25 protein-coding genes are annotated in these 24,347 nt (G+C 71.7%); 13 read left to right on the top strand and 12 right to left on the bottom strand.

What is annotated here, in order from left to right:
- Positions 1–19 precede the first annotated feature (19 nt).
- From BMX74_RS30635 to BMX74_RS30615, 5 genes are all read right to left on the bottom strand, one after another.
- Positions 20–1,306, bottom strand: coding sequence for an HD-GYP domain-containing protein (locus BMX74_RS30635; RefSeq protein ID WP_055505316.1), 1,287 nt, complete (start codon positions 1,304–1,306; stop codon positions 20–22).
- Complete coding sequence (locus BMX74_RS30630; protein ID WP_055505317.1) at positions 1,303–2,658, bottom strand: HD-GYP domain-containing protein; 1,356 nt, start codon at positions 2,656–2,658, stop codon at positions 1,303–1,305. Before BMX74_RS30630 ends, BMX74_RS30635 begins: the two co-directional genes overlap by 4 nt.
- A gap of 232 nt (positions 2,659–2,890) precedes the next feature.
- Positions 2,891–3,829, bottom strand: a complete 939-nt coding sequence (locus tag BMX74_RS30625; RefSeq protein ID WP_055505318.1) for an NAD-dependent epimerase/dehydratase family protein — start codon at positions 3,827–3,829, stop codon at positions 2,891–2,893.
- A 10-nt stretch (positions 3,830–3,839) separates the two neighbouring features.
- Entirely contained in the window at positions 3,840–4,106 is a 267-nt protein-coding gene (rsrA, locus tag BMX74_RS30620) for a mycothiol system anti-sigma-R factor (RefSeq protein ID WP_055505319.1), read from the bottom strand.
- Positions 4,103–4,708, bottom strand: a complete 606-nt coding sequence (locus BMX74_RS30615; RefSeq protein ID WP_055505320.1) for a sigma-70 family RNA polymerase sigma factor — start codon at positions 4,706–4,708, stop codon at positions 4,103–4,105. Before BMX74_RS30615 ends, rsrA begins: the two co-directional genes overlap by 4 nt.
- A 231-nt stretch (positions 4,709–4,939) precedes the next feature.
- On the opposite strand from BMX74_RS30615, the gene BMX74_RS30610 reads away from it, so the two are divergent.
- Positions 4,940–5,680: a class I SAM-dependent methyltransferase gene (locus tag BMX74_RS30610; RefSeq protein WP_055505321.1), complete on the top strand. Its 741-nt coding sequence runs from the start codon at positions 4,940–4,942 to the stop codon at positions 5,678–5,680.
- Positions 5,681–5,696: 16 nt separating this feature from the next.
- On the opposite strand, the gene BMX74_RS30605 is transcribed toward BMX74_RS30610, so the two are convergent.
- Positions 5,697–6,029 carry a TraR/DksA family transcriptional regulator gene (locus tag BMX74_RS30605; RefSeq protein ID WP_055505322.1) on the bottom strand — a complete coding sequence of 111 codons (333 nt, stop codon included), beginning with the start codon at positions 6,027–6,029 and terminating at the stop codon, positions 5,697–5,699.
- A 115-nt stretch (positions 6,030–6,144) separates the two neighbouring features.
- Entirely contained in the window at positions 6,145–6,888 is a 744-nt protein-coding gene (locus BMX74_RS30600) for an SOS response-associated peptidase (protein ID WP_091104211.1), read from the bottom strand.
- Positions 6,889–6,976: 88 nt separating this feature from the next.
- Between BMX74_RS30600 and aroA the strand changes: the two genes are divergently transcribed.
- Both aroA and rsgA read left to right on the top strand, forming a co-directional pair.
- A complete protein-coding gene (gene aroA, locus BMX74_RS30595) occupies positions 6,977–8,275 on the top strand; it encodes a 3-phosphoshikimate 1-carboxyvinyltransferase (protein ID WP_091104114.1) in 1,299 nt (432 codons plus the stop codon).
- Positions 8,276–8,459: 184 nt separating this feature from the next.
- Positions 8,460–9,527 carry a ribosome small subunit-dependent GTPase A gene (rsgA, locus tag BMX74_RS30590; RefSeq protein ID WP_055505325.1) on the top strand — a complete coding sequence of 356 codons (1,068 nt, stop codon included), beginning with the start codon at positions 8,460–8,462 and terminating at the stop codon, positions 9,525–9,527.
- A 22-nt stretch (positions 9,528–9,549) separates the two neighbouring features.
- Here the strand turns inward: rsgA and BMX74_RS30585 are convergent, their stop codons facing one another.
- Positions 9,550–9,990: a DUF4442 domain-containing protein gene (locus BMX74_RS30585; protein WP_091104112.1), complete on the bottom strand. Its 441-nt coding sequence runs from the start codon at positions 9,988–9,990 to the stop codon at positions 9,550–9,552.
- 86 nt (positions 9,991–10,076) lie between these two features.
- Here BMX74_RS30585 and hisN point away from each other — a divergent pair, with 86 nt between their 5' ends.
- Positions 10,077–10,859, top strand: coding sequence for a histidinol-phosphatase (gene hisN / locus BMX74_RS30580; protein WP_082535245.1), 783 nt, complete (start codon positions 10,077–10,079; stop codon positions 10,857–10,859).
- Here the strand turns inward: hisN and BMX74_RS30575 are convergent.
- Positions 10,856–11,650 carry a fructosamine kinase family protein gene (locus BMX74_RS30575; RefSeq protein WP_055505327.1) on the bottom strand — a complete coding sequence of 265 codons (795 nt, stop codon included), beginning with the start codon at positions 11,648–11,650 and terminating at the stop codon, positions 10,856–10,858. The genes hisN and BMX74_RS30575 overlap by 4 nt on opposite strands.
- Entirely contained in the window at positions 11,628–12,110 is a 483-nt protein-coding gene (locus tag BMX74_RS30570; RefSeq protein ID WP_055505328.1) for a low molecular weight protein-tyrosine-phosphatase, read from the bottom strand. Before BMX74_RS30570 ends, BMX74_RS30575 begins: the two co-directional genes overlap by 23 nt.
- 119 nt (positions 12,111–12,229) lie before the next feature.
- Here BMX74_RS30570 and pstS point away from each other — a divergent pair, with 119 nt between their 5' ends.
- From pstS to BMX74_RS30545, 5 genes are read left to right on the top strand one after another with little or no spacing between them, the layout of a single operon-like run.
- The gene (gene pstS / locus BMX74_RS30565; protein ID WP_055505329.1) at positions 12,230–13,339 is read left to right on the top strand and encodes a phosphate ABC transporter substrate-binding protein PstS; all 1,110 of its coding nucleotides are present in this window, start codon (positions 12,230–12,232) and stop codon (positions 13,337–13,339) included.
- 6 nt (positions 13,340–13,345) lie between these two features.
- Positions 13,346–14,326: a phosphate ABC transporter permease subunit PstC gene (gene pstC / locus BMX74_RS30560; protein ID WP_055505330.1), complete on the top strand. Its 981-nt coding sequence runs from the start codon at positions 13,346–13,348 to the stop codon at positions 14,324–14,326.
- A complete protein-coding gene (gene pstA, locus BMX74_RS30555) occupies positions 14,323–15,198 on the top strand; it encodes a phosphate ABC transporter permease PstA (protein WP_091104111.1) in 876 nt (291 codons plus the stop codon). The genes pstC and pstA overlap by 4 nt, the downstream gene beginning before the upstream one ends.
- 15 nt (positions 15,199–15,213) lie before the next feature.
- Positions 15,214–15,990 carry a phosphate ABC transporter ATP-binding protein PstB gene (gene pstB, locus BMX74_RS30550; RefSeq protein ID WP_055505332.1) on the top strand — a complete coding sequence of 259 codons (777 nt, stop codon included), beginning with the start codon at positions 15,214–15,216 and terminating at the stop codon, positions 15,988–15,990.
- Positions 15,991–16,016: 26 nt separating this feature from the next.
- Positions 16,017–16,715, top strand: coding sequence for a winged helix-turn-helix transcriptional regulator (locus BMX74_RS30545; RefSeq protein ID WP_063792200.1), 699 nt, complete (start codon positions 16,017–16,019; stop codon positions 16,713–16,715).
- On the opposite strand, the gene BMX74_RS30540 is transcribed toward BMX74_RS30545, so the two are convergent.
- Both BMX74_RS30540 and BMX74_RS30535 read right to left on the bottom strand, forming a co-directional pair.
- A complete protein-coding gene (locus tag BMX74_RS30540) occupies positions 16,684–17,607 on the bottom strand; it encodes a serine hydrolase (RefSeq protein WP_256257355.1) in 924 nt (307 codons plus the stop codon). The two genes, BMX74_RS30545 and BMX74_RS30540, sit on opposite strands and share 32 nt — an antisense overlap.
- Before the next feature lie 33 nt (positions 17,608–17,640).
- Positions 17,641–18,528 carry a phenylalanine 4-monooxygenase gene (locus BMX74_RS30535; protein ID WP_055505334.1) on the bottom strand — a complete coding sequence of 296 codons (888 nt, stop codon included), beginning with the start codon at positions 18,526–18,528 and terminating at the stop codon, positions 17,641–17,643.
- 130 nt (positions 18,529–18,658) lie between these two features.
- On the opposite strand from BMX74_RS30535, the gene BMX74_RS30530 reads away from it, so the two are divergent.
- The 4 genes from BMX74_RS30530 to BMX74_RS30515 all read left to right on the top strand — a co-directional run bounded on the left by BMX74_RS30530 (position 18,659) and on the right by BMX74_RS30515 (position 23,852).
- Complete coding sequence (locus tag BMX74_RS30530; protein ID WP_055505335.1) at positions 18,659–19,123, top strand: Lrp/AsnC family transcriptional regulator; 465 nt, start codon at positions 18,659–18,661, stop codon at positions 19,121–19,123.
- Between the two features lie 57 nt (positions 19,124–19,180).
- The gene (locus tag BMX74_RS30525; RefSeq protein ID WP_143078814.1) at positions 19,181–20,641 is read left to right on the top strand and encodes a hypothetical protein; all 1,461 of its coding nucleotides are present in this window, start codon (positions 19,181–19,183) and stop codon (positions 20,639–20,641) included.
- Positions 20,642–21,394: 753 nt separating this feature from the next.
- Entirely contained in the window at positions 21,395–22,840 is a 1,446-nt protein-coding gene (locus tag BMX74_RS30520; protein WP_091104108.1) for an outer membrane protein assembly factor BamB family protein, read from the top strand.
- 583 nt (positions 22,841–23,423) lie between these two features.
- Entirely contained in the window at positions 23,424–23,852 is a 429-nt protein-coding gene (locus BMX74_RS30515) for a phosphatase domain-containing protein (RefSeq protein WP_091104106.1), read from the top strand.
- Positions 23,853–24,347 lie beyond the last annotated feature (495 nt).

The following is a 24,347-nucleotide window of genomic DNA, read 5'->3' as shown; positions in this document are numbered from 1 at the left end:
CCGTGCCGACCTGCGCGGGTCACAGCCGCACGCGGTCGATCACCCTGGCGAGCGCGTCGACCGCCCGCTGGTCGTAGCCGGCGGACTGGCGGAGGCGTTCGAGCGCCGCCGTCGCCCGGTCGCGGTCCTTCGACGGCCCCACCAGGTCGTCGTACGCGTTCGCCACCCGGATGATACGGCTCGACAGCGGCGGGTCGTCCTCGGCGGGGTCGCACTGACGGCGCACCACCTCGGCCACCCGGTCGAGCACGCCCGTCTGCCTGATCACCTCGGCGCCCAGCTCGGCGATGCGCCGCGCCTGCTCGGGGTCGGCCAGCACGGTGGCCCCGCCCGGGATCGGGTCGCGCAGCGAGAGCTGGCCGATGTCGTGCATGAGCGCGGCGTACTCCAGCTCCAGCAGCTCCGGCTCGGCCATGCCCAGCTCCCTGCCGACCGCCAGCGCCAGGCGGCTGACCCTGCGCGAGTGGCCGGGCTCGACGTAACCGCCCACCTCGGTCACCCGTGACAGCGCCCGCACGGTCTGCAGGTACGTCGCCCTGATGCCGGCGTACTTGCGGAAGGCCACCTGGGTGACCAGCAGCGGCGCGGCGAAGACGAGCAGCGCGACGAGGTCCATGCTGTGGGTGGCGAGCGCCAGCAGCACGCCCGACGCCGCCACGGCGGCGCCCAGCGGGAACGCCATGCTGAGCTCGTCGCGCACCGCCACCCGGAAGGCCGTGCGCACCTGCTCGGCCCGCAGCAGCGCCGCCACCAGCACGTCCAGGAGCAGCGCCGCGGTGATGAGCGTGACCATCACGGCCAGCGCCGGCCACCAGGTGCTCGACGGCGGCTCGGTGAGCCGGTAGAGCGGGTCGGCCAGCGGGCGGAACGCGAACGCGAGCAGCGCGCCCGTGAGCAGGCGGCGCGCCATCGCGTCCAGGCGCGGCGGGCGGCCGACCGCGAGGTGCGGCAGCGCGCCCGCCACCATGCCGACCGCGATCACGGCCACGACCTGCAGCGCCGAGTGCCGCAGCGGGTGCTGGCTGAGGTCGAGCAGCAGCGTGTAGCCGAGCGCGGCCGCCGCGCCGATGGGCGCGACCTCCCTGTTGCCCGGCATGGTCAGCCTGGCCAGCTCGCCGACCGCGATCAGCGCGCCGAACCCGATGGCGATCTCGGGCCGGTCGAGCCCCACGGCGGCCGTGTCGGCCACGCCCGCCACGGCCACCAGGCCGGCGGCGCAGATGAGCAGCAGCTGGCCGGAGTCGAGCCTGCGCAGCGCCGTCCTGCGCGGCCGGTCGGTCCTCCTCGTACGCTCCGTGGTGGTCATGGCCCGGTCACGACCTGGATGGGCATCGTCGGGTCGTCGTGGTCCTTGATGGTGGTGCCGGCGGCGTCGGGGGGCGGCGGCTCGACGCGGCGTGGCGGCTGCCACGGCTCACGCTCCAGCGCCCTGATGAACGCCGCCACCATCACCGGGTCGAAGTGGGTGCCCGCGCACTTGCGCAGCTCCTCGACCGCCACCTCCACCGGCCGCGCCCCTCGGTACGAGCGGTCGGAGGTCATCGAGTCGAACGCGTCGGCCACCGCGATCACCTTGGCGAACTCGGGGATCTCGTCGCCGGCCAGCCCCATCGGGTAGCCGGTGCCGTCGTGCCGCTCGTGGTGGTGCATGATCCCGGCGTACGCCTCGTCGAGGAAGCCGATGCCGCGCACGATCTCCAGGCCCCGCATGGGGTGGAGCTGGATCGCGGCGAACTCCTCCTCGGTGAGCGGCCCCTCCTTCTGCAGCACCTTCGTCGGCACGCCGAGCTTGCCCACGTCGTGCAGCATGCCCGCGTACCGGATGGCGCGCACCCGCTCCCTGCCCATGCCGATCTCCCTGGCGATCATGCTGGACGCGAGCGAGACCCTGGTGCAGTGGCCCCGCGTGTAGTAGTCCTTCGTCTCCACGGCCTGGCACAGCGCGGCGATCGTGGCGTCGTACGAGCGCTGCTGCGCGTGGTACTGGCCGAACGCCCACCGCGCGACGAACAGCGGCAGCAGCACCAGCACCGCCGAGATCGACTGGACGGTGGCCCACAGCCCGGCGACGAGCAGCCCGAACGTGCCGTACCCCAGGTACGACAGCAGGAACTGCGCCATGCCGCGCAGCGGCAGCTCCATCGCGCGCGCCCGCGTCGCCAGCCTGATCATGGTCAGCGTGAGGACGATGTTCAGCGGCACGAACACCGCCGTGGCCGCCGCGTACGGGCCGATGAGGTCGTCGAACGCGTCGACCTGCGGCACGCCCACCTGACCGCGGCAGCCCTCGTACACCCATCCGGCCACGTACCCGCAGATCGCGAACTGCGCGCCGTTGAACAGCCGTTTGACGAGCGGCAGCCCCGGCCGGACGCTCAGCGTGGCCGTCAGGCCCACGAGCGCGGCGCCCTCGGGGCCGATCAGCACGACGGCGGCCAGCGACGCCGAGAAGCTCACCGACACGGCGAACTGCTCCACGTTGAGCAGCGTCGGCATCGACTCGCACACCAGGAACAGCAGCGCGAGCACCAGCAGGACGTCGAGGTCCTCGGGCCTGACCAGAGGACCGGAGACGACCGCGCTGTGCGCCAGCAGGACGGCCGCCGTGCCGATCACGGCGACCAGGTAGACCCTTGCGGGCCACGGCAGATCACGCATTGCGGCCCCTCAGGACGTCAGGTCCAGGACACCCCCGGCGGGACGAACCCGCCGCTACCGCCGGCGAGCAGCGTGACCAGGGGCGTGATCAGCACGATGGCCGTGAACAGCCGGGCGACCGTAACCTTCGACATGCGCTTGCCTCCACCTCGTCGTCTGGAGCTCACGCTACAGAAGACGAGGTGGCCGCACCGGCGGAGCGAAAAATCGCAAGCAAAGTGTAATCAACCCACTACCGGCCGCGACTCCTCGCCCACTCCACCGTCTGCTTCACGCCGGTGGGCAGGTCGGTGCGCGGCTCCCAGCCGAGCCCCTCGAACGCGGGCACCGGGTCGACCGCCATGGCGGGCAGGTCGCCCAGGCGGGGCTGGGCGAAGCCCGGCTTGTCGGCCGCTCCCGCCGCGTCGGCGATGATCGTGTGCAGCCTGCGGTCGGTGGTCTGGATGCCCGTGCCGAGGTTGAACCTGCGGCCGTTGCCCTCGGAGCCGCACGCCCGCACGAAGCCGTCGACGACGTCGTCGACGTAGACGTAGTCGCGGGTCTGGGTGCCGTCGCCGTAGACGACCGTGGGCGTGCCCCTGAGCAGGGCGTCGGTGAAGATCGACACCACGCCCGCCTCGCCCTCGGGCGACTGGCGGGGGCCGTAGACGTTGGCCAGCACCAGCGTGGTGTACTCGATGCCGTACAGCGCGCGGAAGGTGGCGAGGTAGGTCTCGGCGCTCAGCTTCGAGGCGGCGTACGGCGAGCGCGGGTCGGTGGGGGCGTCGCCGGGCACCGGGATCGTGGCCGGCCGCCCGTACACCGCCACGGACGAGGCGAACACGACCTTGCGCGTGTTGCCCGCGTGCGCGGCCGTGAGCACCGAGGCGGTGCCCTCGACGTTGAGCCTGGCGTCGTGCACCGGATCGGCGACGCTCTTGCGCACGCTGATCTGCGCCGCCAGATGGCAGACGACCTCCGGCCGCAGCTCCGCGACGAGCCCGATCAGCGCGGGGTCGCGGATGTCGAGCTCGTGCAGGCGGAAACGGTCGTGCCTGGCCGCCTCGGCCAGGTTGTCCCTGCTGCCGGAGGACAGGTCGTCGACCGCGACGACCTCGTGTCCCTCCACGAGCAGGCGATCGACGAGATTGGACCCGATGAACCCGGCACCCCCGGTGACAAGCACGCGCATGGGGGAGATCCTAGTCGGCCAGCTCCGACCGCACCTGCGCGATGCGCGCGAGAACCTTGTCGCGAAGGTCGGAGGGCAGCGGGTCGCAGCCGCAGTGCTTGGCCACCAGCTGCTTGACCGCCTTGTCGAGGTCGTACTCCTTCAGGCAGGGGCTGCACTCGTCGAGGTGGACCCTGATGTCGGCCACGTCGTGCTCGGTCAGCTCGCCGTCGAGGTAGGCGTAGACCTTCTCGAGCACCTCTCGGCAGTCGGTGTCGTGCGGGTTGCCACAGCTCATTTCGATCCCTCCGTCGGGACCAGGCCACGCTCGCGAGCATAGTCCTCAAGGAGGCCTCTGAGCTGCCTGCGACCCCGGTGCAGCCTCGACATCACGGTGCCGATGGGAGTGCCCATGATGTCGGCGATCTCCTTGTAGGGGAAGCCTTCCACGTCGGCCAGGTAGACCGCGATCCTGAACTCCTCGGGCAGCGCCGCGAGCGCCTCCTTGATGTCGCCGTCGGGCAGGTGCTCGAGCGCCTCGACCTCGGCCGACTTCAGCCCCGTGGAGGTGTGGGACTCGGCGCGCGCCAGCTGCCAGTCCTCGATCTCCTCGGTGCCCGACTGCTTCGGCTCCCGCTGCTTCTTGCGGTAGCTGTTGATGAAGGTGTTGGTCAGGATCCGGTAGAGCCACGCCTTGAGGTTCGTGCCCTCCTGGAACTGGTGGAAGGACGCGAACGCCTTGGCGAAGGTCTCCTGCAACAGGTCCTCCGCGTCGGCGGGGTTCCGGGTCATCCGGAGCGCGGCGGAGTAGAGCTGCTCGAGGTACGGCATGACGTCGCGCTCGAATCGCTCGGTCCGCTGTTCCAATGTCTCCGCGCCTGTCGCGGGCACCGGACCCACCCCCCTAAGATCACCGGTGGCCTGCTGTGGCGGAACACCGTACTCAGGGGAGAATACCCGCTCGTCAGCGACCCGACGGTCACCGGGGAGGGTTTCGAGCATCGTGAGCATGCTCGTCGCAACACGCCCGTGCCCGCGTCTGTTCCCGCAAGATAGTAGGTAAGAAGGACCCGGTGCGGGGAAGACCTTACGTACCGGCTGGTGACGTTTTCCGCAACCCAGGAGTCGCGTGTGCTGCCCATTCCGGCCGAGGAACTGAACGGCTCAGGCACCCTCGGGCCGTACTGGACCTTCTACCGCGCGGTGGCCGCCGAGCAGCTCAACCGATGGCTCCCCGCCGCCCCCTCCGTCGTCCTCGACCTGTCCGGAGGGCGCGGGCGCTGGTCCGCGCAGGCCGCCAGGGCCGGGCACCGCGTGCTGGAGGTGCTCGACTTCCGCCGCGCCGCCGACGCGCAGTCGCGCCTGCGCGACGCCGAACGGGTCCGCCACGTCCGCGCCGACGACCTGTCCTTCCTGCCCGACGAGTGCGTCGACGCCGTGCTCGCCGAGGAGCGCGCCATGTCGATCGAGCTGATGGCCGAGTCGGCGATGAGCGACGTGGCCAGGGTGCTGCGTCCGGGCGGCCGGGCGCTGGTGTGCGTCGACTCCCTGGTGCTCGGCATGGCGATCCTGGCCGAGCAGGAGCACTGGCAGCACCTGCGGCAGACCGGCGAGGTCATGCTGGTGCCCTGGCCCGACGGCGGCATCACCCGCTGCTTCAGCAGCGGCCAGCTGCGCGAGCTGCTCATGGGCGCCGGGCTGGAGGTCGAGTGGGTGCGCCCGCGCACGGTGCTGTCGCCGTCCACGGTCGACCACGTGCTCGCCTCCGACGCCCGCTCGCTGACCTGGCTGGTGCGCACCGAGCTGGAGGCGCACCCCGACGACGACGACACGGTCGGCATCCACCTGGTGGCCAGCGCCCGCAAGTGCTGAAAGGGTGTGTCCCCGGTCAGCGGCGGCGTTCGCGCCTGCCCTGGCAGGGCACGCAGCGGGCGGCCTCCGGCCGGGCCTCCAGGCGGCCCTCGGGCACGGCCCCGCCGCAGTCGGCGCACCGGCCGTACACGCCCTCGTCCAGGCGCGCGATCGCCTCCAGCACCGCGGCGCGCTGGGCGGTGGCCGCGGTGATCATGGCACGGGCGCGGTCGGCGTCGGTCAGGCCGGCGCCCGCGTCGGCGGCGCTGAACTCGCGTGAGCCCGCCGGGTCGCCCCGCAGCACGCCGATCGAGCGGTCCAGTTCGGCCAGCATCTCCTCAAGCCGTTGACGAGCGGTGGCGAGGTCCACGAGCCCGCACCTCCGGGGGGGAAAAGGGGCTACCGCGCCGAGCGAGAACCCCCCGGATGTCCTGCCCGGCACACGCTTTGCTCAGCGGATGCCCGCCGGGCACGCGCTTCACACCTCAGAACAGGGCCGTCTCCCCTTCCGGCAACGGCTTGATCAGATCGGGCCCGTTGTTCCTCACGTTGTTGACGTCGGTGGAGACCGGGTGGGCGGTCAGCCTGCCCGGCTCGGCGGGGACGAGCAGCCGCGACGCCTGCGCGGTGTCGGTGAGCGCCGGGTCGAGCCACTCCTCCCACCGCTCCTTCTCGATCATCATGGGCATCCTGTCGTGGATGCGGCCCAGGCCGTCCTCGGCGTCGGTGGTGATGACCGTGCAGGTCACCAGCCACTTCAGCGGGTCGTCGTCGTCCCTGGACCTGTCCTTCCAGAACTCGTACAGGCCGGCCATGGCCAGCACGCCGCCGTCGGCCGGGTGGATGAAGTACGGCTGTTTCTTCTTCTTGTCGCCGTCCACCGGCATCCACTCGAAGTAGCCGTCGGCGGGGAGCAGGCACCTGCGCCGGGCGAACGCCTGCCGGTACGACGGTTTCTCCGCCACCGTCTCGATCCTCGCGTTGATCAGCCGCGACCCGATCGACGGGTCCTTGGCCCAGGCGGGGACCAGGCCCCACCGGACGACCCTGAGCTGCCGCACCGCCCGCGCGGCCCCGTCAGGGACGCGGCTGAGCACGGCGTAGACGTTCTTCGTCGGCGCCACGTTGTAGTCGGCGCCGAGTTCCTTGTCGGGGTCGCCGTCCTGCTCGACCTGGAACTCCTCCAGCAGCTCGTGCTTCTTGCGCGCCGAGGCGTATCTACCGCACATGCCCCCACACTGCCACGCCTGCTCGCCGCCGCGCATGCCTCGCAGGCGTGCCGAGGAGCGCGTGCCGCAGGCCCAGTAGGCTTTTCCCATGCCGACCACGCCCGTTCCGCACTGGCCGGCGCCGACGGCCACCGCGCCCGTCAGCGCCTCCGTCCGTCTGCCCGGCTCCAAGTCGGTGACCAACCGCGCGCTGCTGCTGGCCGCGCTCGCCGACGGCCCCGGCGTGGTGCGCGGGGCGCTGCGCAGCCGCGACGCCGACCTCATGGTCTCCGCGCTGCGGGCGCTGGGCGCGACCCTGGTCGCCTCGTCCGAGACGGCGGCGTCCGCCGACTGGCACGTCACGCCCGGCCCGGTCCGCGGCGGCGTGAGCATCGACGCGGGCCTGGCCGGCACGGTCATGCGGTTCGTCCCGCCGATGGCGGCGCTGGCCGACGGCCCCGTCTCCTTCGACGGCGACCCGCACGCGCGCAAGCGCCCCATGGGCCCCATCCTCGACGCGCTGCGCGCGCTGGGCGCCCGCGTCGAGGGCGACGCGCTGCCGTTCACCGTCGAGGGGCCGCTGACGGGCGGCGAGGTCACGCTCGACGCGTCGGGCTCGTCCCAGTTCGTCTCCGGCCTGCTGCTCACGGGCGCGCGGTTCGAGAAGGGCGTGACGATCCGCCACGCCGGCCCGCCGGTCCCGTCGCAGCCGCACATCGAGATGACCGTGCAGATGCTGCGCGAGGCGGGCGTCACGGTCGACGTCCGCGAGCGCGACGTGTGGCGGGTCGAGCCGGGGCCCATCGCGGCCAGGGACATGACGGTCGAGCCCGACCTGTCCAACGCGGCGCCGTTCCTCGCGGCGGCCCTCGTCACGGGCGGCACGGTGACCGTCCCCGGCTGGCCGCTGGAGACCACCCAGCCGGGCGACGCGCTGCGCGGGCTGCTCACGTCCATGGGGGCCACGATCGCGCTGGAGTCGCCCGAGGGCGGCGCGGCGCGGCTGGTCGCCACCGGCACGGGCGAGGTCAGGGGCATCGACGCCGACCTGCACGAGGTGGGCGAGCTCACGCCCACCATCGCCGCGCTGGCCGCGCTGGCCGTCACGCCGAGCCGCATCAGGGGCGTCAGCCACCTGCGCGGCCACGAGACCGACCGGCTCGCCGCGCTCGCCACCGAGATCAACCGGCTGGGCGGCGACGCCGAGGAGACCGCCGACGGCCTCGTCATCCGGCCGCGCCCGCTGCACGGCGGCGTCTTCCACAGCTACGACGACCACCGCATGGCCACCGCGGGCGCCGTGATCGGCCTGGCCGTGCCGGGCGTCGAGGTGGAGAACGTCGCCACGACCGGCAAGACCCTCCCCGAGTTCGTCCAGATGTGGACGGAGCTGCTGGGATCCCGGTGACGCGGCGCGTGCCGGTTTCGGCCCGGCGTTCCCGGGCACCTCGCTGGGGACGTCCCCGCCGTCCCGCCGCGGGCGCCGCGCGCTCCCGGCCGCCCGGCGGCGGGCCGTACAGTCGTAGGACGGCACGAGCGGGCCGCTGCGCCCGCACGACCGGCAGGGGAAGCGAGCGCAGGGGAGTGGACCGCTGAGGAAGCGGCAGTACGACGAGGACGACGTACGGGTCAGGCCGGGCAGGGGCTCGCGGCCGCGGACCCGGATCCGTCCTGCCCACGAGGACGCCGTGGAGGGCTTCGTGGTCGCGGTCGACCGCGGCCGCTACACGACGCTGGTCGAGGAGCGCGGCAAGGGCTCGGGCCACAGGAGGCAGGCGCGGCAGGGCGGCCGGCTGGTGGTCGCCATGAAGGCGCGCGAGCTGGGCCGCAAGGGCATCGTCGTGGGCGACAGGGTGGCCCTGGTGGGCGACGTGTCGGGGCGTCCCGACACGCTGGCGCGGGTGGTGCGGGTCGAGCCGCGCACCTCGATGCTGCGCCGTTCGGCCGACGACACCGACGACACCGACGGCATCGAGCGCCCGGTGGTGGCCAACGCCGACCAGCTCGTCATCGTGACGGCGCTGGCCGACCCGCCGCCGCGGCCCCGCATGATCGACCGCATCCTGGTGGCGGCGTACGACGCCGAGATCGAGCCGCTGCTCTGCCTCACGAAGTCCGACCTCGCCCCGCCCGACGACCTGGTGGCCCTGTACGAGCCGCTGGGCGTCCCGCACGTCGTCGTGCGCAAGGGCGGCTCGCTGGACGAGCTGCGCGAGCACTTGGCTGGCCACGTCAGCGTCCTGGTGGGGCATTCGGGCGTGGGCAAGTCCACGCTGGTCAACGCGCTCGTCCCGCACGCCAACCGCGCGGTGTCGCACGTGAACGCGGTCACCGGGCGCGGCCGGCACACCTCCACCTCGGCCGTGGCCCTGGAGCTGCCCGAGGGCGGCTGGATCATCGACACGCCGGGCGTGCGCAGCTTCGGGCTGGCGCACGTGTCCGTCGAGACGGTGCTGGCGGCCTTCCCCGACCTGGTCGAGGGCACGGTCGAGTGCCCGAAGGGCTGCACCCACCTGGGCGAGGGCTGCGCGCTCGACGCCTGGGCGGCGGCGGGCAACGCCGATCCCGCCCGCCTCGAGTCGCTGCGCCGCCTGCTGGGGAGCAGGGAGGGCACGGCCGACGACGCGCCGAGGGCCGCCGCCTCCGGCGACGCGCCCTGACCCGCGCGCCCGCGCGTGGCGTCTAGTGCGGGCGCAGCGTCCAGGTGACGGTCATGCTCGACACCACGACGCCGTCGCCGTCGAGGAGGTCCACGGCGACGTCGAACTCCGGCCGCTCCCCCGCGTCGAGCACGGCCAGCACCTGGTCGCGGTCGGCTAGCAGGCGGGCGCGCGCCGAGATCTCGCCCTTGGCGAGCTTCCTGTACGCGATCGTGGCGGTCGTGGCGAGCGGCACGGCACGCGCGAGCTGGTCGCCGAACGCCGAGAGCATCGCGGCCCCCGACGCCGACTCGGCGAGGGTGAACAGCGCTCCCGCGTGCGGCCCGCCCACGTGGTTGCGCAGGTCGGGACGGTCGGGCAGCCGGCAGGTGGCCCGGCCGTCGGCGACCTCGTCGAAGACGACGCCCAGGGTCCGGGCGAAGGGGACGGACTGGAGCAGGAAGGCGCCCACGTCGAAGGACATGCCCCACATGCTACTGGCCAGTAACAGAAGGGGGCCAACGCCGGAGGGGTGCCGCCACCACGCCCCGGCACGGTAGCGTGGCCGCCGTGCAGGGTTACACCGACGATCTGCGCCTCGCGCACGTCATGGCCGACGCCGCCGACGACCTCACCATGCGCCGCTTCAGGGCGGTCGACCTCAAGGTCGAGACCAAGCCCGACCTCACCCCGGTCAGCGACGCCGACCGGGCCGTGGAGGAGGCGATCCGCGACACGCTGAGCCGCGAACGGCCCGGCGACGCCGTGATCGGCGAGGAGTACGGCGACACCGGCCGGGGCGACAGGTCCTGGATCGTCGACCCGATCGACGGCACCAAGAACTACGTCCGCGGCGTCCCCGTCTGGGCCACGCTCATCGCGCTCATGGAGCAGGGCGAGGTCGTCGTCGGCCTGGTGTCGGCGCCCGCGCTCGGCCGGCGCTGGTGGGCGGCGTCCGGGGCCGGCGCCTGGACCGGCGGGAACCTGGACGACGCGGCCAGGATGCGGGTCTCCTCCGTCTCCCGCCTGGAGGACGCCTCGTTCTCCTACTCCAGCTTCGGCGGCTGGGAGGAGGCAGGCAGGCTCGGCAACTTCCTCGACCTCGGCCGGGCCTGCTGGCGCACCCGCGCGTACGGCGACTTCTGGTCGCACATGATGGTCGCCGAAGGCTCCGTGGACCTGTCGGCCGAGCCCGAGCTGTCGGCCTGGGACATGGCGGCGCTCACCGTGATCGTGGAGGAGGCGGGCGGCACCTGGACCGACGTCTCCGGCGTCCGCGGCCTGGAGGGCGGCAGCCTCGTGTGCACCAACGGCGTCCTGCACGCCGAGGTGCTGAAGCGCCTCAACGGCTAGAGCTCCAGCACCCGCCGGGCCGCCGCCGTCACCGCGTCCCGGTACGACCCGCCGAACAGCACGGCGTGCACGAGCAGCGGGTGGAGCCGGTGCAGCGGCGCCCGCTCCCTCCACCCGTCCGCGAGCGGGAACTCCTCCCGGTAGGCGCCCAGCACCCGGTCGAGGTACGGCAGCCCGAACAGCTCCAGCATGGCGAGGTCGGTCTCCCTGTGCCCGCCGTGCGCGGCCGGGTCGACCAGCACGGCCGCGCCGCCCGACCACAGCACGTTGCCGCTCCACAGGTCGCCGTGGATCCGCGCGGGCGGCTCCGGCGGCCCCGCCACCTCGGCGAACCGGGCCGCGGCCCGCTCGACGGCGGCCGCGCCCGCGGCGGGCAGCCCGGCCCGCGCCAGGAACGGCAGCACCCGGCGTTCGGCGTAGAAGGACGGCCAGTCGGGGGCGGGCGCGTTGTCCATCGGCAGCTCCGCGATGAATCCCGGCCAGGGCGCCCCGAACGCGTCCGCCCCGGCCCGGTGCAGCCGCGCCAGGTCGCGTCCGAACCGCTCGGCCGCCGCCGGCGAGGGCCGCTCCTGCCGCACCCATGTCAGCACCAGCCGGTCGGGCCCGGCCTCCACGACCTCGGGCACCGCGATGGCCTCGCCCAGCCACCGCAGCCCGGCCGCCTCCGAGGCGAACACCCCGGACGCGGCCCCGAGCTTCGCGAACACCTCCCGCCCGTCGTCCAGGACGCCGCGCAGCAGCCGCCACCCGTGCGACGAGCCGAGCTCCTCAACCGATCTGACGCGCCACATGCCTGGCCACCCCCTCCGACGCGGCCTCCAGCAGGGTCAGCACCTCCTCGAAGCCGTCGTCGCCGCCGTAGTACGGGTCGGGCACCTCGGCCCCCGGCTGCGCGTCAGGGTCGAACGAGCGGAACAGCCGCACCTCCACGTTCTTCGGCGCCAGGCTGCGGAGGTACGCCTGGTTGTCGCGGTCCATCGCGAGGACCAGGTCGTAGCGGTCGAACCAGTCACGGGTGAACTGCCTGGCCCGGTGCCCCGAGCCGTCGTAGCCGTGGCGCCTGAGCATCCGCTCGGCGCGAGCGTCCATGGGCCCGCCCACGTGCCAGCCGCCCGTGCCCGCGCTCTCGACGACCACACGGCGGTCCAGCCCGTGGTCGGCGAGCGTCCTCCTCAGCACCACCTCGGCCATGGGCGAGCGGCAGATGTTGCCCAAGCACACCACGCAGATGCGATAAGTCCCAGAGGTCATACATCCCATCATGAGGGTGACCTGGCGCGTTCACCGGCCGTTCACCCTCACTAGGGATCTCAGTCACTTTGCCTGCATACGTTCATGACGACTAAGGACCAAGTGGGAGGAACCCAACCGTGAAGTATGCAGGCCGGCTCGCCGCCGTCGCCGTCGTCGGCGCGCTCTCGCTCGCTGCGTGCGGCACAGACAACAACACCTCCGCGGGCAGCACCAGCTCCGCCGCGGCCACCGCTGCGGGCAACGACAACGGCCTGAGCGGCACGATCAACGCCGCCGGCTCCTCTGCCCAGGGCAACGCGATCGACCAGTGGAAGAAGGACTTCCAGGCCAAGAACCCGGGGGTCAGCCTCAACTACCAGCCCAGCGGCTCGGGCGCCGGCGTCCAGGCGTTCATCCAGGGCACGATCGCCTTCGCGGGTTCCGACTCGGCTCTCAAGGACGACAAGGGCGAGCCCGCCGCGGCCGACGCCCGGTGCAAGACCGGCAAGGCCATCAACATCCCGATGGTGACCGGCCCGATCGCCGTCGTCTACAACCTGCCCGGCGTCGACGGCCTCCAGCTGTCCCCCAAGACGCTCGGCGGCATCTTCAACGGCAAGATCACCAAGTGGGACGACGCGGCCATCAAGGCCGACAACCCCGACGCCAAGCTGCCGTCCACCCCGATCCAGGCGTTCCACCGCGCTGACGAGTCCGGCACCAGCGACAACTTCACCAAGTTCCTCGCCGCCACCGCCGACTGGCCGTACGAGCCCGCCAAGGCGTGGCCCGCCGAGGCCAAGGGCCAGGGCGCCAAGGGCTCCGACGGCATCGCCTCCTCCGTCAAGGGCACCGAGGGCGCCGTCAGCTACGTCGAGCTCTCCTACGCCGAGAACTCCCAGCTGCAGAAGGCCAAGGTCGCCAACGGCGCCGGCGAGTTCGTCGAGCTGACCCCCGAGAGCGCCGCCAAGACCGTCGAGACGGCCGAGGTCAAGGGCACCGGCAACGACCTCAAGCTGAGCATCGACTACGCCACCAAGACCGCGGGCGCCTACCCGATCGTCCTCGTGACGTACGAGATCACCTGCGAGAAGGGCCTGCAGCCGGAGGAGGCCAAGCTGGTGAAGTCCTTCCTCGGCTACACCGCCAGCGACGAGGGCCAGAACGCGCTCAAGGAGCTCGGCTACGCGCCGCTGTCCGGCGAGCTGCTCACCAAGGTCCGTGCCGCCGTCGAGGCGATCTCCTGACACCCGATGACGACGAACGTTCGTACCCGTGAAGGCGGGCCGGCCACGGGCCGGTCCGCCTCGCGGCGCAGCCGCGGAGAAGTGCCCTTCCGCTATCTCTCCACCGGGGCGGGCATCGTCCTGCTGGGGATCATGGCGGCCATCGCCGTGTTCCTCATCAGCGAGGCCGTCCCCGCACTTCAGGCGAACAACGGCAACTTCCTCACCGAACTGATCTGGGACCCCAACGGCGGCGAGGTCTTCGGCATCGCCGCGCTCGCCTTCGGCACGGTGCTCAGCTCGGCCCTCGCGCTCGTCATCGCCACCCCGATCGCCGTGGGCGTCGCCCTGTTCATCTCCCACTACGCGCCGCGCAGGCTGGCCGGCCCCCTCGGCTACCTGATCGACCTGCTCGCCGCCGTCCCCAGCGTCGTGTACGGCCTGTGGGGCGTCGCCTTCCTCGTACCGCTGCTCAAGGAGCCGTCGGTGTGGCTCAACGAGCACCTCGGCTGGTTCCCCCTGTTCGCCGGCGAGGGCGCGATCGGCGGCAAGACCATGCTGGCCGGCGGCATCGTCCTGGCCATCATGATCCTGCCGATCATCGCGGCGATCTCCCGTGAGGTGTTCCTCCAGGCCCCCAAGATGAACGAGGAGGCCGCGCTCGCCCTCGGCGCCACCCGCTGGGAGATGATCAGGATGGCGGTGCTGCCGTTCGGGCGGCCCGGCGTGATCAGCGCCGCGATGCTCGGCCTCGGCCGCGCCATGGGCGAGACCATCGCCGTCGCGCTCATCTTCCCCGCGACCTTCGACATCACCTTCGAGATCCTCACCCCGCACGCCAACAGCATCGCCGCCAACATCGCCAACGGGTTCGGCGAGGCCACCCCGATCGGCCGCGGCGCGCTGATCGCCTCCGGCCTGGTGCTGTTCATCATCACGCTGCTGGTCAACACGGCCGCCCGGGCGATCATCAACCGGCGCAAGGAGTACGCGAGGGCTGGAGCATGACCACGATCCAACACATCTCCACCAGCCGCCGGATCAAGGACCGGGTCGTCCAGGGCCTGGTCTATCTGGCGTTCGCGCTGGCCGTCGTGCCGCTCGTCTCGGTGCTGTGGCTCGTGATCTCCAACGGCCTGGCCCGCTTCGACCTCGAGTTCCTCACCCACTCGATGCGCAACATCGGCGCGAGGGACGCGGGCGGCGGCGCCTACCACGCCATCGTCGGCACGCTCGAACAGGTGCTGCTCGCCTCGCTCATCTCCGTGCCGATCGGCCTGCTCACCGCCATCTACCTGGTCGAGTACGGTCGCGGCGGCCGGCTGAGCCGGGCCATCAGCTTCTTCGTGGACGTCATGACCGGCGTCCCTTCCGTCGTCTCCGGCCTGTTCATCCTGGCGTTCTGGATCCTCTTCCTCGGCATGCCGTTCTCGGGCTTCGCCGGCGCGCTCGCCCTGTCGATCCTCATGATGCCGACCGTGGTGAGATCGGCCGAGGAGATGCTCCGCCTCGTCCCGAACGACCTGCGCGAGGCGTCGTACGCGCTGGGCGTCTCCAAGTGGCGCACGATCATGAAGGTCGTGCTGCCGACGGCGTTCACCGGCATCGTCACCGGCGTCATGCTGGCCGTCGCCCGCGTCGCCGGCGAGACCGCCCCGCTGCTGCTGACCGTCTTCTTCACCGACTCCATCAACAACGACCCGTTCAGCGGGCCGCAGATGGGGCTTCCCCTCTTCGTCTTCGACCAGGCGGGCCGTCCCAACGACACCGCCATCGACCGGGCGTGGACCGGAGCCCTCACGCTCATCCTGATCGTCATGCTGCTCAACCTGGTGGCGCGCCTCATCGCCTGGTGGCGGGCGCCTGCCAGGGGCCGATAGGGGGTAACCGCCGCAATGTCCAAGCAGATCCAGGTTTCAGGCCTCCACGCCTACTACGGATCGCACAAGGCCATCGAGGACGTCTCGATGACGATCGAGCCCCGCTCGATCACCGCCTTCATCGGCCCGTCGGGATGCGGCAAGTCCACGTTCCTGCGCACCCTCAACCGCATGCACGAGGTCATCCCCGGCGCCCGGGTCGAGGGCAAGGTGCTGCTCGACGGCGAGGACCTGTACGCCCCCAGCGTCGAGCCGGTCTCCGTGCGCCGGTCGATCGGCATGGTGTTCCAGCGCCCCAACCCGTTCCCCACCATGTCGATCTACGAGAACGTCGCCGCCGGGCTGCGTCTCAACGGCCGCGTCTCCAAGTCGGAACTCGACGGCGTCGTCGAGGAGTCGCTCAAGGGCGCCAACCTCTGGAACGAGGTCAAGGACCGCCTGAACAAGCCGGGCGCCGGCCTGTCCGGCGGTCAGCAGCAGCGTCTGTGCATCGCCCGCGCCATCGCGGTCAGGCCGCAGGTGCTGCTCATGGACGAGCCCTGCTCGGCCCTCGACCCCATCTCGACGCTCGCCATCGAGGACCTGATGGCGAAGCTGAAGGACGAGTACACGATCGTCATCGTCACCCACAACATGCAGCAGGCGGCCCGGGTGAGCGACAGGACCGCGTTCTTCAACCTGGCCGGCCAGGGCGAGCCCGGCAAGGTCATCGAGATGGACGAGACCTCCCGCATGTTCACCAACCCCTCACAGAAGGCCACCGAGGACTACATCACGGGGCGCTTCGGCTGATGACCCACCAGCAGGCGGCATCCACGATGAACGGGGACACGAGGACCAAGCCCGTACTGCTCATCGCCGACCCCGACGGCGCGGCCGTGGAGGACCTGGCGACCGCCCTCGAACGCGAGGGCGTCGCCGTCACGGGCGCGCCCGACGGCGCCCAGGGGTTGCTGCAGGCCGGAGCGCTGCAGCCGGACGTGGTGCTCGTCTCCGCCACGCTCCCGGTGATCGACGCCGTCGACTTCGTCCGGGCGGTACGCGTCGCCCGGACGGTGCCGGTGCTGCTCGGCGTCGGCGAGGGGCACGCCGAGCAGGCGGTGCGCGCGCTCGCGGCGGGCGCCGCCGCCTGCGTGGCCAGGCCCTACCGGGTCGCCGAGCTGCTGCCGTTCATCCAGGCGGCCTCCCCCGAGTCGCGCACGGTGCTGTCCGTGGGCGGCGTCGAGCTGGACGTGCAGGCGTACCAGGTGCGGGTGGGCGGGCGCACCGTCCACCTGCCGCTGCGCGAGTTCGAGCTGCTGCAGTACCTGATGCGCAACGCCGACCGCACGGTGACGCGCGAGCAGATCATGCGGCACGTCTGGCACGCCGCCGCGACCACGTCGACGAACACCATCGCGGTGCACGTCAAGCGGTTGCGCGCGCGGCTGGGCGACGACGAGGACCGGCTCATCCAGACCGTACGCGGCGTCGGCTACCGGCTCGTCACGCCCGGCATGTCCGAAACGATTGCATGATCCGGGTGGCGACGCCCTCGACGGTCGCGATGCCGTGACCCACCTCGGCGCTGCCCTCCGTCAGGACGGCCACCGCGTAGTCGTGCCTCTCGCCCTTCCCGCGGATCAGGCCGACGCTGACCGTCGCCCAGCGTCCGGTGGAGACGCGCCTCAGCCAGCCGTTCTTCAGCGCCACCCGGTCCCCCTTGCACGCGGCGGCGCCGACGCCCCAGTTCTGGCCGTCCACGACCGCGCCCATCAGCCTGAGCACCTGCCCGCGGTCGGCGGCCCGCAGCGGCCCGCCGTCCGACACCAGGGCCCGCACCAGCCGCACCTGGTCCTCGGCGGACGTCCTCGTGATGCCCCAGCAGTACAGGTCGAGGCAAGCGCCCGGCACGCCCTCGGTGTGGCGCAGCCCGAACCTCCTCCCCGCCTTCGTGAAGCCCGGCGCCCCGCCGATGTGCAGCCAGAGCCGGTCGGCGGCGTGGTTGTCGCTGTAGCGGATCATCAGGTCGGCGTCGCGTCTAGTGGCTTCGGACAGCTTGCGCCACGGCGTCCTGAGCAGCAGCGCCATGAGGATCTGCACCTTGGCGGCGCTCGCGGTGATCAGCCGCTCGCCGCGGTGGTAGCGGTAGCGTCGGCCGGTCGTGAGATCCTCCACCATGGCGGTGACGGGGCCGGGACGTCCGGCGAGGAACCGGTCGAGCCGCTCGCCGATCTCCTTCGCGGGCACCGGCGCCCGCTTCCCCGCCCGCACACCGGCGCTCTCCCGCACCGCGGCCTCCTCCGCCACGACGGCCAGCGAGCCCCGTACCGGCGTCTGGGCGGAGGCCGGGAGTGCGAGGAGGGGCGACAGCAGGGCGAGCGTCACCACCAGCCGTGCTGACGCCCGCCCCGCCCTGCCTGCGATCATCGCCGCATTATCACGACAAATCGCGATCTCGCGCTAGACGGCGGTGGCGACCAGTTTCGCGATGGAATCGTCGTCGCAGGTGGCCCAGAAGTCGCCCACCACCTCCTCCAGGTGCTGGAGCGAGTCGGCCTGGAACAACACGTCCTGATATTTCGTGATGTCGTAGTGAGTGGTGCCCATGGCGGCCACGTCCAGCGGGCGGATGTCCATCCCGCGGAACTCCTCGATCTCCCCGTACGACGACAGGATGCCCGCCCCGTACGCCCGCAGCTCGCCCCGCTCCCGCATCACCCCGAACTCCAGGGTGAACCAGAAGACCTTCGAGACGAACTCCAGCGCCTCCTCGCTCTCCACCCGCCGCGCCGCCGCTCCGGCCAGCCGGTAGAGGGCCGCGTACCGGTCGTGGGCGAGCGCGTTGGCGTGCCCGATCACCTCGTGGATGACGTCCGGCTCCGGCGTGTAGAACGGCACGGAATGGTGGCGGATGTACTGCGTCGAGTGGAACAGCCCGTCCGCGAGCACCCCGTAGAAGTCCCTGAGCGGCACCAGCCCGGCCGCCGGGACGTACCGGAAGCCGGTGAGCGGCTCCAGCGCCCGGGAGACCTCCTCCAGCTGGGGGATCCTGTCGCGCGGCAGCCCCAGCCTGGCGGCGCCCTCCAGGTACTCGGCGGTGGCGTACCTGTCGTGCTTGACCGCCAGCTCCCGGCTGACGACTGCCCAGATCTCGTGCTCCTGCGCGGTGTACTCGGCGGCCGGGATGGGGGTGCCAGGCCGGTAGTTCAGCGCCAGGGCGGCGATGTCGTTGCGCCGCGCCCGGTACACCGGGTCGGCGAACCCCGGGTGGGACGAGGCCAACTCCACCACCACCGACCCATCTTCCTGCTCGGAAACGGGTGCGAAGTACTGCGCTTCCTCAAACATGCCCAGATAACAGCAAGTATCCGCTTTCGCTGGCAAGAGCGCGCAGCTAAACTGCGCGAAACGCTCAGAATCGCCCTATGGAACGCGCGATGACTGGTCGGATCGCCCAGCCCCCTAGGAGGCCGCCCCGATGGACGAGCTCGACGTCCGGCTGCTGGTCACCATGCGCGCCCACCCGCGCGTCGGCCTCACCGAACTCGCCAGGCTCCTCGGCGTGGCCAGAGGCACCGTCCAGGCCCGCGTGGACAAGCTCACCGCCCGCGGCGTGATCCTCGACTTCGGCCCCACCGTCTCGACGGCCCAGGCCGGATTCCCCATCCTCGCGTTCGTCTCCCTGCAGATCGCCCAGGGGCGGCTCGCCGAGGCCGTCGAAGCCCTGCGCGCCCTCCCGCAGATCCTCGAGGTGTACGGCACCAGCGGCCAGCACGACCTGCTGTGCCGGGTGGTCGCCCGCAGCACCGACCACCTGCAGGAGGTCATCGCCCGCATCCTGGCCTCGCCCGCCGTGCAGCGCACCGACACCACGATCGCGCTGTCCAGCCAGATCCCCTACCGCGTCGAACCCCTTCTGGAGGCCGCGACCAAGAACGACTGAAGGGGCCGCTGCTACGATTTACCCCTTTCGGTAACGAGCACGGCTATCGGGGTGTAAGTGACAACGGGGCCCGGTTATCAGCAGCAGTATCCACCCCAGTGGCAGCAGCCCTGGCAGGCTCCCCCGCCCCCGCCGCCTCCCCCCAAACGCAGGACGGGGCTGTGGGTCACCCTGGGCGTCGTCTCGCTCGTGCTGGTCGTCGCCGTCGGGGCCGGCGTCGGCCTCGTCATCAGGAGCCAGCGCGCCGGCCAGCAGCAGGCCGTCGGCGCCACCCCGTCCGGCGAGCCGGGCACCGTCGTCGTCACCGACCAGGAGATCGCGCAACTCGTCGCCGGCCACAGCAAGGCCCTCGCCTCCGGCGACGTGAAGGCGTTCACCTCGATCTTCGACCAGAAGAACGCCGCCCTCGTCCGCCAGCAGACCAGGGTGTTCACCAACCTGCGCAAAGTGCCGCTCGCCGAGGTGTCGTACAAGACGCTGCAGCGCGAAGGCCGCGCCGAGGACAGCTTCGGACGCGGCGTGACGTTCACCCAGGACATCGCGTTCGTCCACAAGTTCGCCGGGATCGACCTGCGCCCGGTGTCCGAGTGGTACCGCTGGACCCTGCGCAAGGCGTCCGCGAACGCGCCGCTCGTCGTCACCAAGGTCGGCGGCGCGCCGCCCCCGATCAGCGACGACGAGGGCTCCAAGACCATGTACTACCCGGGCCCCTGGGACATCTGGCCCGACATCGCCGTCGTCAAGGCCGGCGCCAGCCTCGTCCTGGCCAGGCCGCAGGACGCCGCCCTCGCCCGCCGCGTCGCCCCCACCGTCTCACGGGCCGCCCGCAGCGCCCTCGGCTACTGGCAGGCCAACGGCGACAGCTCCGCGCCCGTCCCCTCCGGCTTCCTGGTCGCGCTGACCGCGGGCAAGGCCCAGCTCGGCGGCCTGTTCCGCCAGTCGAAGGCCACCGAGGAAGGCGTCACCATCCCCATGCCGACCTGGGGAGGCGGCGGCGACCCCGTGAAGGTCGGCGGCAGCCGCATCGTCCTCGACACCCGCTCACCCTTCTTCGCCACCCAGGCGGGCATCCTCGAGGTCTCCACGCACGAAATCGCCCACGCGCTCGTCGCCGGCCTCGACAGCGCCGACTTCTCCCTCTTCGGCAAGGCCAACTGGATCGTCGAAGGCTTCGCCGAGTACGTCGCCAACCGCGGACGCCCCATCACCTCGAACCTCCGCTACCAGGAAGGCCGCGCGTACCTGGCCGGGCAGCTCGCCGTGCCCTTCCGCGGCGAACTGCCCACCAACGCCCTCTGGGACTTCAAGGGCATGGTCAGCATCAACTACCTCATGGGCCACCTCGCCATGCGCCACATCGCGCAGGAGTACGGCGAGGAGAAACTCGCCGCCGGCGTCCTCGCCGCCTACAGCGCGCCAGGTGACAGCAGCGAAGCCGCCCTCTTCAAGACCCTCGGGACGACCAAGGCCGCCTTCGAACGGCAGTGGGCGTCGTACGTCCGCGAGCAGCTCGGGTAACCGGAGACCACCATGACCGACCACCCCACCTCGTCGGGCGCCCCTGCCCCGAACAGCGCCCCAGGACCTCAGCCGTCGGCGTACGGCTCGGGCGAACCCTCCCCGTACACCCCGGCCCCGTCCTACAACTCCACCCCTTACGGCCCGCCTCAGCCCCCTTCCTGGCCCCCCACCCCGGGCTCCCCCCACGGCCACCCCACGCCCCCGACCCCGGCGACCCAACACCCGCTGCCGCCCACACACCCGCAGCACCCAACAGCCACCGGGGCCGGTCACCCAGCACCCACCACCCCTTGGAACCCGCAGCACCCGGCATCCGCCAACCAACAACCGCCGGCCACCCCAGGCGCCCATCAGCCGGCGCCCACCGCCGCCATCCCGGGCCCGCACTACCAGGCCGCCGCCAACCAACACCTCCCGGCCACTCCGAACCCGCAGCACCCGGCGCCCGGCGGCCAATACCCCCCGGCCACCCCGGGCCCGCAGCACACGGCGGCCTATCCGACAGGCCCAGCGTCCCCCCAGCCCTTCCAGTCACCCCAGCAGACCCCGTACAGCCCGTCCTCCGCCCCGTTCCCAGGACAGGCCGCAGCCCCGCCTCCTGGGCCGCAGAGCCCCTACCCCATCCCACCCTCTGGACCGCAGCCCCCCTACCCGCCCGCGGCACCGCACCAGGCGGGTGGGACCTTCAACCCCGGCTACCCCCCAACGGCACCGCCGACGCCGCCTCACCCGATCCCCGGCGACACCCTCGTGCAGCCCCCACCGCCCCACGGCACACCGCCCGTCCCCGGCCAGCCGCAGCAGCCCCAGAGCCAGCCGTACCACGCCGCCCACCCGGGTGACGCCCAGCCGTACGCCACCCAGCCACCCCAGCCACCCCAGGCGCCGCCCCGCCGCAGCAAGGGCCTGACCGCGCTGCTGATCGCCGGCGCCGTCGTGGTGCTCCTGGCCGTGGGCACCGGCACGGCCTGGTTCGTCGCGGGCATGGGTGACACCGGGACGTCCGCCTCCGGCGGCGGAGGCTCCGCAGAGTGGACCGTCCCCCTGGCCAACGCCGACACCATGGACTTCACCAGCGGCCTCGCATACGGCAGCTGGCTCACGGACAAGGTGGTGATCCGCGTCCAGAGAGACGGCGTGCTCGCCTACGACCTCGCGTCCGGCAAGCGCGCCTGGGGCATCCCCGCCCCCGGCCAGCAGGTGTGCGGCGCGACACCCGACCTCTCCGGCGGCAAGGCCGCCATCGCCTACGGCAGCACCCACCTGTGCGACCACCTGGCCGGCATCGACACCGCCACCGGCAAGCTGACCTGGAAGACGAAGATCCCTGCGGAGAAGTCCCGTCTGGCCAACTCCCTCGACGTCCCCCGCATCATGACCACGAAGGACATCGCGATCGTCCAGCTGAACGACGTCATGTCCGGCTACCGCCTCTCCGACGGCCGCAAGCAGTGGACCATCTCCCTCGACGACGGCTGCCACCTCAAGGACACGAACGCCGCGCCCACCCAGGTGGTCGCCCTCGTCGACTGCGCCTTCACGAAGGGCACCGGCGTCGCCACGTTCGACCCGGCCACCGGCCGGCGGGTCGCCCGCTTCCCCATAGGCGAGATCAGCCTCATGAGCACGGTCCTGTCCGCCGACCCGATCGTCGTCCAGCGCGAGGAGAGCGGCGACAAGAGCCACTTCACCGTCTTCGACAAGAGCGGCAAGACCGCCGAATTCACCTCCGGCAAGGTGGACATGCTGGCCATGAACACCGTCGCCTTCATCAGGGGCATGTTCGAGCAGCACCGCTACGCCGTCCACGGCGACCGCCTGTACCTCGCGACCTTCCCCGAGAACGTCAAGGGGAAGCTGCGCAGCGGCAACAAGGCGCTGGCCTTCGACCTCAAGACCGGCAAGCAGCTGTGGGAGTCGTCCGGCACGAAGGACACGATGCTCACCTACGTCCGTGCCGACGACCAGGGCCTGCTCGCCCTGGAGACCGGCGACCGCCGCGACCTCCCCCCACGCCTGGTCCGCCTGAACGCCGCCACCGGCAAGGCCGAGGAGATCGCCACCCTCCCCCAGCAGTACGGCACGGAGGCCGAGCACGCCCGCGTCTTCGAACGGAACGGTGTGGTCATCATCGTCCCCTGGACCTCAGTGACCAGCAAATACGCCGTCACCTACGTCAACACCAAGGAGAACTGACCCTCAGCAGAGCAACACCCGCCAGAACCTCCTCCGCACGGGAACGCAGGCCCGGCGCCTCCCCGGAATGCACTGCGCTCACCCTGTGGATGCCGTCGCACCGTGAAAGCGACCGTTCCGCCCAGCCGATCGCACTACGCGGGCGGTCGCAACCCGCAGCACCGACACAGTCCCACCGCCGAGACGATGGCAGCCAGGAGGCGCAGCCCCGAGACGGTGGCAGCCCGGAGGTGTCGGCTTCCGGGCGCCGCAGCGCGCCTGCACCGCCCGGCAGACACGCGGCGGCGGTCGCGGCAGGACCACAGCCCGAAGAACAAGGCCGAGACAGCCGCACGGCGGGGACACCCGCAAGACCGAGGCGGTCGCACTGCGCGAACGGGCCGCAAGGCCGAGGCACACGCGGCCGCCATGCCGAGCCACACGACGCGGCCATGCCGAGCCACACGAGGGGGCCCGCCCTGACCGAACAGCGGCCGTGCCCCTCTTCGCCCTTCGCCCTTCGCCCTTCGCTGATCGCGAAGTTCGGCAGGTCCCACAGCCGCAACCCGCCATCGGAGCAGCCCACCCATTACGCTCCTGCCCCGTGACGACACCATGGGACCCCACGACCCCCGGCGTCCTGCGACTGCCCTCCGGTCGTCTCGTACGCGGCCGCGGTCTCAGGAACCCGCTCCCGGACGGCCCCACGCCCACCTTCGCGCTCTACCTCCTGGGCCGTGAACCCACCGCCGTCCCCTGGGACTCCCGCTGGATCTGCTGGCCCGACTTCTGGCTTCCCTCCGACCGCGCCGCCGCACGCGAAGCGCTGCGCGAAGCATGGGAACGCGCGCCGAGCGAGCGCGTCGAGGTGGCCTGCGGCGGCGGCCGGGGACGCACTGGAACGGCCCTCGCCTGCCTAGCCGTCCTCGACGGCGTCCCGAACAGCGAAGCCGTGAAGTACGTCCGCGAGCACTACTCCAAACACGCAGTGGAAACCCCCTGGCAACGCCGCTACGTCACCCACTTCTCCTGACCAGAAATCACCACCCGACAAACGCAAAAGGGCCACCCCAACGGGCGGCCCCAAACAACCAAACCAGCAGTACTGAATTCAAGCCACCAGAACCAGGCCAGACGCCAGAACCGGCCAGCCCCACAAGACCACCAGAGCCCGCCAATCCAACAAAACCCGCGCGCTCGACGAGGCCAGCACCCCAACCAAGCGTCGAACTACCGAATCCGGCCACCCACCAAACAACCGAGCCACCACACACCACCCTGCCTGGCAACCACCCAGCACCCCAGCAACCGGCACGCCAACCCGGCGGACCAGCCGGCAACCAAGCAACCGCCGCCACTGCCGCCGCCTCAAAGTGCCCGGCGACTCAAAGTGCCCGGCGACCGCGGACGCCGTGGTGGTCCTCACCGACCACGACTGCTTCGACTACCACCTGGCCGAACAGGTATGCACCTTCATCTTCGACACCCGCAACCGCTGCCGCGGCCCCAACATCCAACGCCTCTAAAC

This window comes from Nonomuraea pusilla, assembly GCF_900109355.1.
Taxonomy (GTDB): Bacteria; Actinomycetota; Actinomycetes; order Streptosporangiales; family Streptosporangiaceae; genus Nonomuraea; species Nonomuraea pusilla.
Note: the sequence above shows the minus strand (reverse complement) of the source record. Positions and strands in the feature narration are given on the sequence as shown.